A 13,253-nucleotide genomic window follows, 5' to 3' on the forward strand; every position below is an offset into this window, starting at 1 on the left:
GTTTGCAAAGCTCTTGTCTGGTGGTGGGCCAACGACAGACTCCGCGACGGGGAAGGCCTGTTAAGACCCGTCGCGGCAGCTAAGAAGGAGCAGACCGAAAAACACAGTTCAACGCTAGCACCCTCAGCTGTGTCACGTCACCCGATGGGGGTCACCCGCGGGTGAGAAAGCCGATCGCGTGCCGCGCCGAGAACGTGGGAACGTAGGCGCGTGCGAGGCTCACCCCCACCGCCGGCAGACTGAGCGGGTCGCCGTACGCGAGGTACAGCGGCACCCGTTCGGGCCGGAACTTCTGTTTGAAGGCGAGCAGCGACTGAAAACCGTACACCGGTTCGAGGGCGCGGCCGAGAATGCCGAGCACGACCGCTGCCGAGCCTTCGCCCCCCGGTCTCTGGCTTTCGCTCTGGGCCAGCGGCGCTGCCGACAGGCTGATGAACTCCAGACCCTGTTCGCGGGCGGCCCGGATGCTCTCGGCCAGCGTGAACTCCATGACACCGTTCATCGTGTTCGACCCCCGCCGCATGAAGTCGAGCGAATACCCCACCACCACGCCCCGGCGATAGGTGGGCAGCCAGCTCGTGACACCGAGCACATTCTCGTCGGCGTCGATGGCGAGCATCAGCCGCACATCGGGATCAGTCAGCTCATCGATGCCGCCCAGCGTGAAGCCCATCTCTGGCAGGTTCTTCTCGGCCACCCAGCCCTCGGAGATCTCTCGGATCTGGTTGACGTGGGCCGCACTCAACCTCGCGTACGAAGTGAACTCGGCGCGCACGCCGAGCTTGACCGCCTTGTTGATCGAGGTGCGCACGTCTTGCATCTTCTTGCCCTCGAGCGAGAAGGTGGCTACGTCGATCACGGCCTCCTCGGCGATCTGCATCATCGACCAGTGCAACTCGTCGAACACCGGCTGCAGGGTGCCGGAGACGGCGTAGAACACCGGTGTCCAGCCGTGGTTGGTGCAGAACTCGGCGAATTCGGCAATGGCCGGCACCCGATCATCCGGTGCCCCCAGCGGCTCGCCGGTGGCAATGGCGACGCCGTTGATCACGCGATACGCGACTGCCGCGGTGCTGTGCTCTGAGAACCAGTACTGGTGGCCGCTCCAGGTGGTCATCCACGACAGCGAGCCGCTGGCACCTTCGTAGAGCAGCGACCGGATGCGTGCGCCCTGGCTCACTGTCGAGCCGAGTGTGATGTGCGAGATCGAAAGTATCGCTGCCACACACACGACGAACCAGAACAGCGGCCCCACCCACTCGTAGACGAACTGCGCGCCACCGCCGAGGGGAAAGACGTCGACCCGCTCGAGCGACAGAAAGCCGACAGGCATGAATCGTTCGGGCAGGTCAGCGAGTAAATCGGTGAACGACACGACTGGCGAGAACTGGGCCCTCATCGCAAACGCGATGACCAGATAGATCGCCGAGATCACGACGAATGCGACAGCAACGGTCATGAAGAAGCTCCACACCGCGCCCGCCCGGGTCTCGCGGGGGAGGATTCGGAGGTTCACCAGAAGCAGAGCGGCCACCATGAGCGGCACAGCCACGGAGATGATCACCGACACGCTGTACTGGTCGAACTGCCCGTTCGACAAATCGAAGAAGGAATTGGCGCCGACCGCAGGAAAGACACCGTAATAGATGATCCCGAGAATCGAGAGGAACACATTCACGGCGACGGCCAGCCAGAGCGCCACGCGCCGCCCTCGCACCACGCCGAGCGCGGCGATCAGCAACACCACCAGCGGCAAGAGAGTGACGAGCACCGGGCCGAGCCCGTCGAGACGCGACAACGCGAACGCATCGGCGCAGGCATCGGAATAGCTCGTTACCTCGCAGAACGGTACCAGGCCGTTCGCGCCAGCAATCGACTGCCGGATGCCCTGGTTGGTCATCAGCGTCTGACTGAACAGCAGCCCGAGCGGCTGCAGGGGGCCGAATCCGTTCGGAGCGATGATGGTGATGAGCGGGCCCACCGCGGTGATGGCCACGATGGCGGCGAGCAGCGAGCGTTGCTCGCGGTGGCTGCTGCGGCGGAGCACCCTCGACGCACGACCCGAGCCCCGGTCGCCCGCCGCGCGGCGGGGTGCGAACGGGGCCGTCTGCGGGGCATCCGGAGACCGGGCCAGGAGGCGCCGGGCACGCAGGTGCTGCATGAGCACACCCAGGAACACTCCCACTACGGCCGAGAGGGTGCGGTAGAGGTCAGACGGCTGGCCTGAGTACAGAACGAACATGAGAAGGGCAGCGAAGCCGATCACCCGAATACGCCGGCGAAGCAGAGGAGTGGCGAACGCGCTCGCCACCATAATGGTTCCGACGATGGGAATCAGCGGATCGATGGTGGAATGACCGCGCACCTGCTGGGCGACACCGATGTTGAGCCAGAGCGCCGCTCCCTGCAGCGCGAGCCCGAGAGTGCCGCCCAGCACCGCGACCACGACGTAGGCGAGCACGGCTCGCCAGGTGCCCATCAGTCGTTCGGCCGTGCCCAGCACAATGAGGATGATGGGCACCACCACGAGAATGTTCAGCGCTCGAGGAGCAAACAGTACCGAGGTGAGCGACGCGAACCAGTGGTGTTGGCTGACCACGGAGTCGAAACTCAGCGAGAGCATATTGTCGAACAGCTTCGCTAGCGAGGCGTGGAACAGCACCTGCAACACGCCGACGACCACGGCCACGCCCGCAATCACCCAGGTGAAGGGTATCGAGCGCGCCCACGCACCGACGGCGCGCACGCCCCGGCCGAATTGGATCTGTTTCACGAACCCAACCCCCAGCGCGCCGACAGCAGGTCGAACCCGTGCGCGAACGCATAGCTGGCCGTTGTGTAGTCGTGGGCGCTGCCCGGCGCCTCGAGGTACAAGGCCGTCATACCGGCTTCACGGGCGGCCGCGGTCATCTGCTCTGCGAACGGTTTGAAGATCGCATCGTTCTCCCCCGCTGCGAAAACTGCGAATGTGCTCGCGTATGGTGTGTGTTTCTTCAGAATAGTGAGGGGCAGTGCATTCGAATACGCTTTCGCGTCACCGCCGAACCCCGTGGCTATGGTAGTCGCGTCGTCGCCGATGGCGGGTTTCAACTCGCCTGAGACGTCGAGTATCGAACGGAACAACTCCGGATGCGCCGCCCCCAGTTGAATGGCACAGGTACCGCCCTGCGAGAACCCGGCTATGCCCCACTGTGCCGGGTCAGTACTCACCGGCAGGTGCGCAGTCACCCATGCCACCACGTCGACCGTCAGATAGGTCGAAGAGTTGCCGAGCGGGCCGTCGACGCACATCGGGTTGTAATCAGACTGGCTGAGCTGGTCGGGTGAGACCACGATCGGGGCCAGGCCGTGGTGCACCGCGGCATACGCATTGAGCGTCTCGGTCAGGTGGCCCGAGACGAGCGGGTCTGACGGAGACCCGGGCTGGCCGGAGAGAGTCACCACCACCGGCAGAACGGGCGGGTGCGCCGTGAGCGCGGCCGGCGGCAGGTAGATCACGGCGTCGCGGGCGGCGAAGTGCGAGACTCTGCCCGGGATGCTCACCGTGCTGACCTCGCCAGCGAGCGGCATGTTCGCGGGGGGCACCCAACTCTCGATGAGCGGCGAGCTGAGAGCGACCGTCGGCGACAAGCTCGGCAGCGGATGCGGATCGACGGGGCTTTGGCCGAACACGCTGCCGAGCGTCGGGTACTCACCGATGTCGATGTTGACGCTGAGTGCGGTTGTCGCCGCGAAGACGACAATGCCGACGACGCCCGCGATCCGGCGCCACCACCGCGAACGAAAGAACGACACAACGGCGAGAGCGAGGCCGGCGAACCCCGCCGCGACCCACGCAATCGTGTTCGCCGAAAGACCCACGCCGAAGACGTCGAGCCAGACGTCGAACACCCACGTCATCAGCCACCCGAGACCAGCGCCGCCCAGCACCACGACGACTGCGACGATGGTGTAGGTTCGGCGACGCCACCGCGGGCCGGGCTTCTGTGCCAGAAAGAACAGTGCCAACACCAGGGCGACGGCGTAGACGATGATGACGAGAGGGCCCGTGATGATGTTGGCGCTCCCGAGAGAACCCATGGCACCTCACTCGTTGCGAATCACAAAGCCCCCAGTGTGTCGTGACATTCTGGGCGTTTGCTCTGACGATGAGTTGGATGCCCGACTGCGCCTCTGAAGCGCCACCACACGTGCGAGCCGAATACCGTGCATGGCCCCACAGGATACGCGGCCTGAGCAGGCACGGCGTGGCCTGCGCGGGTAGTGTTGAAGATCCGAACCGGAAGGCTGTGGCAGCGTGCAGACGAACGACAAGACCGTACTCATCTCGGGTGGCTCCGGCTTCATCGGCACGGAGTTGACACGGCAGCTGGTGGCTGACGGCTACCGGGTCGTGCATTTGGTGCGGCATCCCACCCGAAACCCGAACGAACGCATGTGGGATCCCGACGCGGGCTGGCTCAACTCAGAGACGGTCGAACGCTCAGATGCCGTCGTGAACCTGTCGGGGGCATCCATCTCGCGTCTGCCCTGGACTCTGGCGTACAAACGCACCATTCTCGAGTCGCGGGTCAACGCCACCAACACCCTTGCCCGTGTGATTGCCAAGGCGAAAAACCCGCCCGAGGTTTTTCTGAGCGGGTCTGCGGTGGGCTTCTACGGCGACAGACCGGGAGAGATTCTCACCGAGCAGTCGAGCGTCGGCACCGGCTTTCTGCCCAAGGTCGTGGATGCGTGGGAACGGGCCTCGCGCATCGCCTCCCCTGCCAGCCGCGTGGTGAATTTTCGTACCGGTGTGGTACTCGGCCAGGGCGGCATCGTGTCGACTCTCAGCACGATTGCGAAGCTCGGCGGGGCCGGGCCCCTCGGCTCAGGCAGGCAACACTGGCCGTGGATCAGCCTGCACGACGAGGCGGCTGCGATTCGCCACCTGATCACCTCCCAGCTCTCCGGGCCGGTGAACCTCGCGGCTCCCACCTCGGCGACAGCCGCAGAGATCATGCGGGAGATCGCGCACCGGGTACATCGGCCGTATTGGCTTCCGGCGCCGCGCTGGGCCATCACGACGGCACTTGCAGACGCGGGGCGCGAGCTTATTCTGGCCGACCAGAACCAGTCGTCAGAGTTGCTCGCTGCCGACGGCTTCAGTTTCGCCGACACCGACCTCGGCGCGACGCTCGACCAGGCTCTGGCTCAGTAGTTCGCTCCCGGCCCGGTTCGGCGCACCGCACCGCGCATCACTGTGCGGCAGGGGCCTTCGCGTCGGCCTCGTAGAACGCGATCGACTGTCGCAGTGCCTTGCGGGCACGCTTGCGGTCACCGCTCGCGTCGTACGCCAGCCCCAGCCGAAACCAGGCGCGCCAGCTCCCGGGGGCAGCCTCGACCTCATCGCGATAGACGTCGAATTCGGCATCGGCCTCTGCGCGGAACGGCCGGCCGCTCGGGCGCTTCGGCAGGTCGTCGACGGGCAAGCCGCCTTCGCTCTCGAGGATGCCCACCAGCTTCTGGGTGGTGAAGCCGAACCGCAGCTCGCGGTAGAGCGCCCACGCACCCACGATCGGCATGACGAGCAGCGCGAGCCCGATGCCGACCCCGGCAGGTTGACCGGTACCGATGAACAACACTGCGTGCTGAAAGACGAGCGCGAGATAGACGATGAGCAGCGCCGCCATCACGAACGCGGCGATGCGACTCTTCACGCGCTCGTCACCCGAGCGGCCTGACCCGAGACCTGCTCGGGTACCGGCGCCCACTTCTCGTCGCCCCGCTGCGGGTCTGCCGCCGTTCTGGCCGCAAGAAGCTTCGGCAGATCAATCACCCTGTCGAGACCGACCGTGACACCCGTGGCCGTGCGAGCAGCCTGGAGGGCCAGCAGCATACCGGCCTCGTATGCGCTCGAAGAGATGGTCTCGTGGCTGAGGGTGAGAACTTCGCCGGTGCCGCCGAACACGACATCCTGTTTGGCTATGACGCCCTGCAGCCGCAAGCTGTGAATGGGCACGCTGGCCACTTGTTGGCCGCGGGCGCGCTGGTCGGTGTGAGGTGCTGACACCGGGCCGACTCCCGACCGGGCGGCAGCCATCAGCTCGGCCGTGCGCACGGCTGTGCCCGACGGGGAGTCGAGCTTCGACGCGCTGTGCGCCTCGATGATCTCGATCGAGTCGTAGAACTGGGCGGCCATGGCGGCGAAAGCGGTGGCGAGCACCGATCCCATCGAGAAATTGGGCACGATCACGACGCCCACGTCGGGCGTGGCCCGCAGAAGGTGTTCGAGGGCGAGAATACGGTCGCCCGACCATCCTGACGTACCGACGAGCACGTTGATACCGTGAGACACCGCGAAGTCGACCACGCTCTGGCTCACACCCGGAACGGTCACGTCGAGCACCAGATCGGCACCGAGCATGCCGTCGAAGCTGTCTTTCGAGCCGAGCGAGGCGAACACGCTGAATTCTGGGTTGGCTTCGATGAGGCCAGCGGCCAGCGTGCCCATCGTGCCCGTCGCGCCGACGATGGCGACCTTCGTTGTCATGTGATCCAATCTACCAAGCGCAGCTCTGGCTCTGGCCCGGCCGCAGCCAGAGCTGCAGCCGCGAAGAGCGGACTAGTACGGTTGCGGGTCGGTCAGGCCGGTACGGAGCTCCACCGGCAGGTGGCCGAGGTCGTTGTGGGTCACCAGCTCGGGCATGCGCCCGCTGCGGTACCGGATGATCGTGAGGGCGCAGTTCGCCTGGTTCACACCCACCCAGCGCCAGTGCGGTGCACTCATGGCCTCGCGAACGAACCAGCCGATGACGAAGTTGTGCGTGATGAGCAAGTCATGGGTGGTCTCCCGCGACGGGGTCAGAAACTCGGCCACCGCATCGGACATCTGCGCCCGACCCGCATCGACCTCCTCGTCGGTGACTGCGTTGAAGAACGGCTCGAAGGTCTTCGGCATCTCGGGTGAGTACTCGGTGGGCACACAGTCGAACAGCAGAGCCGTGGGCTTGGGGTCGAGGGCCGGCAGCTGCTGACCCATGATGGCTGCAGTTTCGGCCGCGCGCTGCAGTGGCGAGTGCCAGACGTTGTTGAACGGCACACCGCCCAGCCGATCGGCAATCAACCGGGCCTGGCGTTCGCCGCGGGGCGAGAGCGGCCCGTCGGCGACGCCGTACTCGGCATCGACCTGTTCACCGTGGCGAACGAGGTAGAGAACGTGCCCCTGGGTCACGCGGTCACCACCTGTGAGAAGGCGTCTGCGTCGAGAGCCCCGACGGCGGCGATCGAAAGCGGTCGAGCGACGATCAGCTGCGCGAGCTCCTGCACGTCGGCCGTGGTGACCGCGTCGAGGCGGCGGAGCCCCTCGTCGAGGTCGGCGAACTCACCTGTGGTGATCTCTGACCGGCCGAGGCGCGACATGCGGGTGTCGGAGTCTTCGAGCGCGAGCGCGGCCGAGCCCGAGAGCTGCCCGCGGGCGCGCGAGAGCTCGAGGTCGGTGATGCCGTCGAGCGCGAGCCGGCTGAACTCGGCGACGAGTAGGTCGGCGACGCGACCCGCGTTCTTCGGCGAGCATCCGGCGTACATGCCGAACACCCCCGCGTCAGAGTAGCCCGACGCGAACGAGTACACCGAGTAGGCCAACCCGCGCTTCTCGCGCACTTCTTGGAACAGGCGCGACGACATGCCGCCGCCCAGCACCGAGTTCATCACGCTGAGGGCTGATCGGCGGTCGTCTGAGGCGACGAAGCCCGGGTAGCCGAGCATCAGCACGGCCTGCTCGTTGGGGCGGGTCGTGAGCGAGAGGGCCGAGCCACGGGTCACCGTGGCCGAGTCGGCACCGCGGCGTTCGACGGGGCGGGCGGGCACCGAGAGATCCCACCCGGCGCTCTCGACGGCAGCTACCACCAGCCCGACGAGCTCGTCGTGGTCGACGGCACCGGCCACAGTCACGACCAGGTCGTTCGGGCGGTAGTTCGCGAGGTAGTGCTGCCATACGGCGTCACGGGTGACCGCGCGAATCGTGTCATTGCTGCCACCGACGGGCCGGCCAAGGGGATGCTCGCCCAGCACCGCCTCGAACAACCTCTCACCCACCACATCGTTCGGGTCGTCGTCGGCCATCGCCAGTTCTTCGAGAATGACGCCGCGCTCGTTCTCGAACTCGGTCTCGTCAAGAACAGACGAGGTGAACATGTCGGCCAGCACTGCCACAGCCATGGGCAGGTCACTGTCCTGGATCTTGGCGTAGTAGCAGGTGTACTCCTTGCCGGTGAGCGCGTTGTGCTCGCCGCCGACCTCGTCGAAGGCCACCGCAATGTCGAGGGCGCTGCGCTTCGGCGTGCCCTTGAACAGCAGGTGTTCGAGAAAGTGCGTGGAGCCGAACCGCGACGGCAGTGCGTCGACGAACGTGGCGCCCGAGCCTCGAGCAGCTTCGGCACCGAGCTCATCTCGCGAACCCACCGCCACCCAGAACCCGATGGTGGCGCTGCGGGCACCCGGTACCCGCTCACTCAGGATGCGCACCCCGCTGGGGAGCACCGATCGCCTGACCAGGGCCTCCCCCGACGCGGTCAGAGAGAGTTCGGGCAGGTCAAGTGGGAGAGCAACAGCACCGTTCATCGTTGCCCACCCTAGCCGATGGGGCTGACGGTGCCCCGGAGGGCGCGGCGCGGGTGGCGTCGCAGCGGGAGGGATGGACTCAGGGCCGGGCATCCGCTATGTCGCGTGCTTTCATCACACTGACGTTGTGGGCCGGCCTCATGCCGAGAACGATCTTGCCTCTGGCGTGGTGTTTCTCGAGGTCGTCGAAGGCCTGACGCACGAGATGAATGGGGTAGTAGCCCGAGATCAGAACGGTCAGGCTGTGTTCGGCCGTCATCTTGGTGAGTTTCTCAAGCACCTGGGTGTTGTGCCGGGCCAGCTCGGCGTCGGGGGTGATGGCCGCCAGTTCGATGATCTTGCGGTCATTGCTCGAGCGGAAGCGGCTGCTGTCGACGCCCAGTTTGTCGGCGATCTCGCTGCCATCCTGCCCGAAGTTGTCGATGTACGCGGCCACCCCGTCGGGCGCGAGCTTCTCGATACGCTCGACGATGCCGTCGCCGTAGATGACCGGCTTCACGCCGAGCTGTCGCAGGTAGTCGAAATTGCGCTCACCGCAGGTGCCGATGACGTTCGCTCCGCGCGCCTTTGCCAGCTGTACCTCCATGCTGCCCACACCGCCCGCGGCGGCCGATACGACCACGGTCTCACCCTCTGAGACGTGCACCGCGTCGATCAGCTCGTGAGCCGCCAGACCCGCGAGGAAAAGCGCACCCGCGACTTCCCACGCCAGCTGGCGGGGCTTCTCCACCAGATTGTCTGCCGACACGACCACGTGGTAGGCCTGCGAGCTCATGCGGGCGTGCCCCAGAACCTCGGAGTTGCGGCGGAACTTGGTCACGCCCTCCCCCACCTCGAGCACGATGCCAGCGAAGTCGCTGCCCTGCGTCTGCGGGTTCGCGGTGGCGACCTCGTCAGCGAAGAGCCCTCGCCGAATATAGGCTTCGATGTGGTTGATGCCGGCCACGAGAACCTCGACGAGAACTTCGCCTGGGCCCGGGTGCGGCATCGCGGTCTCGACCAGGTCAAGAACCTCGACCCCGCCGAACTCCGAGAACTGGACTGACTTCGTTGTTGCAGCAATGCGGCTCATGGGATGCCTTCTCTCTCATCCTGATCATGCCGCCGCCGTTGCCTCACAACAAGGCTCTGGCCGATGTCCGTCGCCCAGCGGCCCGCGTGGTACAAGCCCATTACCCGGGCGGCAGCACAAAAACAGCGTAGGCACGGCGGAGCCAACACCACTCGGTGCTGTGGGCGATCATCGCGTACCCCTGCCACGCGCCGTACCCTTCGGCACTGAACCCCGAAAGCAGTTCCACGGTGCGCGTTCTGGCGAGCAGCGACCCGCCCTCGCCGGTGCCCCACACAACCTCAGGCGGCACATCGGCGCACAATGCGTCGAAGACCCGTTCGGAGCGCACGAATGCGGGCTCCGCGAAGGCTGCCTCGGTGGCCTGATCGACACGTGCAGCGCCAAAACGCTCGACGAGCCGTTCGCGCACCCGCCACCACACCCGGTCGACATCAGACTCGTGCGGTTCGCCTGCGCACGAGCGGTCAGCTGTGCACCGGGCAAACAGCCTCGCGTCGGCCAGAGCGCCGCCGAATGGCGATGCTGACCACTCGACGTACCGGGGAAAGGCAATTTCGGCAGCGGTGCATGCCAGCCGCAGCCCCTCCATTGCCCGAATACGCTCACGCTCGTGATTCACGGGGTGAGCTTACCTCGGCATCAGGCGGGCAGGCCCGGAGAACGACGGATGCCCGCCACCACTTCTCGCGGGGCGAGGAGGGTGACGGGCATCCGGTGCCGCAGGACGCTGGGCGTCGGCGCGGCGGATGGTACGTGCGCTGCGATCGTGCTGCAGCGCGAGGTGACTAGCCTTCGGCGGGAGCCGAGGGGCCCTCGCTGTGGGCGGCGGAACCCTCGGTGTCGGCAGAGACGGCAACAAGGTTGTTGTCGAGCTCGGCCTCGTCGATCACCGGAGCGAGCGACAGCTTTCCGCGGTCGTCGATCTTGGTGATCTCGACCTGGATCTTCTGGCCGACGCCGAGCACGTCTTCGACGTTCTCGACACGCTTGCCACCGGCGAGCTTACGAACCTCGCTGATATGCAGCAGGCCGTCTTTGCCGGGCATGAGCGAGACGAACGCGCCGAAGGTGGCGATCTTGACGACCGTACCCAGGAAGCGCTCGCCGACCTCGGGGTTGAGGGGGTTCGCGATGGCGTTGACCGCCATGCGAGCGGCCTCAGCCGAGGGGCCGTCAACCGCACCGATGTAGACGGTACCGTCGTCTTCGATCGAGATGTCGGCGCCGGTGTCGTCTTGGATCTGGTTGATGGTCTTGCCCTTCGGCCCGATCAGCTCACCGATCTTGTCGACGGGGATCTGCACCGAGATGACGCGAGGCGCGGTGGGCGCCATCTCGTCGGGGGTGGAGATCGCAGCGTTCAGCACCTCGAGAATGGCGGTGCGGGCAGCCTTGGCCTGGCCGAGCGCGCCATCGAGCACCGACGTGGGAATACCGTCGAGCTTGGTGTCGAGCTGGATGGCCGTGATGAACTCACTCGTACCGGCGACCTTGAAGTCCATGTCGCCGAGCGCGTCTTCTGCACCGAGGATGTCGGTGAGGGCCGCGTAACGCGTCTCCCCGTCGACCTCGTCGGAGACAAGACCCATGGCGATACCGGCGACGGGTGCGCGCAGCGGCACACCGGCGTTCAGCAGCGACAGGGTGGATGCACAGACCGAGCCCATCGAGGTGGAGCCGTTCGACCCGAGGGCCTCTGACACCTGGCGGATGGCGTACGGGAAGTCTTCACGCGACGGCAGCACCGGCACGAGGGCGCGCTCGGCGAGGAAGCCGTGCCCGATCTCGCGACGCTTCGGGGTACCCACGCGGCCGGTCTCACCGGTCGAGTAGGGCGGGAAGTTGTAGTGGTGCATGTAACGCTTCTTGGTGACGGGGCTCAGCGAGTCGATCTGCTGCTCCATCTTCAGCATGTTCAGCGTGGTGACGCCCAGGATCTGGGTCTCGCCGCGCTGGAAGATAGCCGAACCGTGCACGCGGGGAATGACCTCGACTTCGGCATCGAGCGGGCGGATGTCGCTGAGACCACGGCCGTCGATGCGGATTCCGTCGCGGAGGATACGGCCGCGAACGACCACCTTCGTGACCGACTTGTATGCAGCCGAGAACTCGGAGAGCACGATGGCCTCGAGCGTTCCGGCCTCAACCTTGGCCGTGATGGCCTCTTTCACGCGAGCCTTGAGCGCGTCGTCGGCGTCTTGGCGCTCGATCTTGTCGGCGATCTGGTAGGTGGCGACGAGCTCGTCGTAGCTGAGCTCGGCGACCGCGTCGTACGAGGCCTTCGAGTACGGCAGGAAGACGGGGTACTCGGCAACCGGCTTCGCGGCCTGCGTCGCAAGTGAGGCCTGGGCCTCGACGAGCTGCTTGATGAACGGCTTCGACGCCTGCAGGCCCTGGCTGACAACAGCCTCGTCGGGCTTGGTGGCGCCGGCCTGGATCAGGTTCCAGCTGTGCTCGGTGGCCTCAGCTTCGACCATCATGATGGCGACGTCGGTCTGGCCGTTCTTGTCGGTCACGACGCGACCGGCGACGACGATGTCGAAGACGGCCTCCTGCAGTTGGGCGGCGTTCGGGAATGCAACCCACTGCGAACCGATGAGCGCGAGGCGCACGGCACCGATGGGGCCCGAGAACGGAACGCCCGAGATCTGGCTCGACGCGGATGCCGCGTTGATGGCCAGTGCGTCGTAGAACTCGCCAGGAGCGATCGACAGCACGGTGATGACGACCTGAACCTCGTTGCGGAGGCCGGTGACGAACGACGGGCGCAGCGGCCGGTCGATCAGACGGCAGACCAGGATGGCCTCGGTCGAGGGGCGGCCTTCGCGGCGGAAGAACGAGCCGGGGATCTTGCCCGCAGCATACGAACGCTCTTCGACGTCGATGGTGAGAGGGAAGAAGTCGAAGTTGTCTTTCGGGTGCTTCGAGACGCTTGTGGCGCTCAGCAGCATGGTTTCTTCATCGAGGTACGCAGCGACAGCACCCTGAGCCTGCTGCGCGAGGCGGCCGGTCTCGAAGCGAATCGTGCGGGTGCCGAATGAACCGTTGTCAAGAACGGCTTCGGCGAATTTGATTTCTGGACCCTCCATATGGGGGTTTCTCCTTCTGTATGGTGTTCCGCGCCATCCCGGCGCGTAGAACGTCGCATTCCCGTGTGGAACACGATCTTCCTGGGAGCGGGGGAACAGCGAGACGCATACCAGCCCACTCCATTTGTTGCAAGCTCAGTCTATCAGCGCGCGCGCCGCAGACCTAGGCAGCACGCCGGGAGCACCATATGGTTGCGCATTATGAACAAAGCTCTGCGTCTGGGCATCGCTGCCGTCGCCTCCTCTCTCTTGCGGTCGCCGTCTTCGGCGGAGCCGCACCGTCGTTCGCGGTCACGTCGCCATCACCCGTTCCCACATCCCCAGGAGGTCCGCCGGTCGCACCGACGGGCGACTACGCACTCGATCAGATGAACGCAGCGCACAACCACACGCTCGGGTCGACCCTTCCGACGTTCGAGCCGTCGGCCGCGGGCGGCAGGTCATCGGCCGAAGCGAGCATTCAGGCCGTGCCCGAGAATGCGACACCG

General features: G+C 65.9%; 10 protein-coding genes. 1 reads left to right on the forward strand and 9 read right to left on the reverse strand.

What is annotated here, in order from left to right:
* Positions 1 to 151: 151 nt before the first annotated feature.
* Together QN358_RS06805 and QN358_RS06810 are read right to left on the reverse strand one after the other, a co-directional pair.
* Complete coding sequence (locus tag QN358_RS06805) at positions 152 to 2,773, reverse strand: bifunctional lysylphosphatidylglycerol flippase/synthetase MprF (protein ID WP_136640916.1); 2,622 nt, start codon at positions 2,771 to 2,773, stop codon at positions 152 to 154.
* On the reverse strand, positions 2,770 to 4,080 hold the full coding sequence (locus tag QN358_RS06810; protein WP_136640917.1) for an alpha/beta hydrolase: 1,311 nt from the start codon (positions 4,078 to 4,080) through the stop codon (positions 2,770 to 2,772). The genes QN358_RS06805 and QN358_RS06810 overlap by 4 nt, the downstream gene beginning before the upstream one ends.
* Positions 4,081 to 4,297: 217 nt before the next feature.
* On the opposite strand from QN358_RS06810, the gene QN358_RS06815 reads away from it, so the two are divergent.
* The gene (locus QN358_RS06815; RefSeq protein ID WP_323511945.1) at positions 4,298 to 5,200 is read left to right on the forward strand and encodes a TIGR01777 family oxidoreductase; all 903 of its coding nucleotides are present in this window, start codon (positions 4,298 to 4,300) and stop codon (positions 5,198 to 5,200) included.
* 37 nt (positions 5,201 to 5,237) lie between these two features.
* Here the strand turns inward: QN358_RS06815 and QN358_RS06820 are convergent, their stop codons facing one another.
* From QN358_RS06820 to QN358_RS06850, 7 genes are all read right to left on the reverse strand, one after another.
* Positions 5,238 to 5,699: a hypothetical protein gene (locus tag QN358_RS06820; RefSeq protein WP_162849199.1), complete on the reverse strand. Its 462-nt coding sequence runs from the start codon at positions 5,697 to 5,699 to the stop codon at positions 5,238 to 5,240.
* Complete coding sequence (dapB, locus tag QN358_RS06825) at positions 5,696 to 6,532, reverse strand: 4-hydroxy-tetrahydrodipicolinate reductase (protein WP_136640919.1); 837 nt, start codon at positions 6,530 to 6,532, stop codon at positions 5,696 to 5,698. The genes QN358_RS06820 and dapB overlap by 4 nt, the downstream gene beginning before the upstream one ends.
* A 72-nt stretch (positions 6,533 to 6,604) precedes the next feature.
* Complete coding sequence (locus QN358_RS06830; protein WP_136640920.1) at positions 6,605 to 7,213, reverse strand: histidine phosphatase family protein; 609 nt, start codon at positions 7,211 to 7,213, stop codon at positions 6,605 to 6,607.
* On the reverse strand, positions 7,210 to 8,601 hold the full coding sequence (locus QN358_RS06835; RefSeq protein ID WP_323511947.1) for a pitrilysin family protein: 1,392 nt from the start codon (positions 8,599 to 8,601) through the stop codon (positions 7,210 to 7,212). Before QN358_RS06835 ends, QN358_RS06830 begins: the two co-directional genes overlap by 4 nt.
* Positions 8,602 to 8,680: 79 nt before the next feature.
* Entirely contained in the window at positions 8,681 to 9,673 is a 993-nt protein-coding gene (locus QN358_RS06840; RefSeq protein WP_136640922.1) for an NADP-dependent oxidoreductase, read from the reverse strand.
* A gap of 100 nt (positions 9,674 to 9,773) precedes the next feature.
* Complete coding sequence (locus QN358_RS06845; RefSeq protein ID WP_136640923.1) at positions 9,774 to 10,295, reverse strand: hypothetical protein; 522 nt, start codon at positions 10,293 to 10,295, stop codon at positions 9,774 to 9,776.
* 166 nt (positions 10,296 to 10,461) lie between these two features.
* The gene (locus QN358_RS06850) at positions 10,462 to 12,765 is read right to left on the reverse strand and encodes a polyribonucleotide nucleotidyltransferase (protein WP_323511948.1); all 2,304 of its coding nucleotides are present in this window, start codon (positions 12,763 to 12,765) and stop codon (positions 10,462 to 10,464) included.
* Positions 12,766 to 13,253 lie beyond the last annotated feature (488 nt).

Source organism: Subtercola sp. RTI3, assembly GCF_035018625.1.
Taxonomy (GTDB): domain Bacteria; phylum Actinomycetota; class Actinomycetes; order Actinomycetales; family Microbacteriaceae; genus Subtercola; species Subtercola vilae.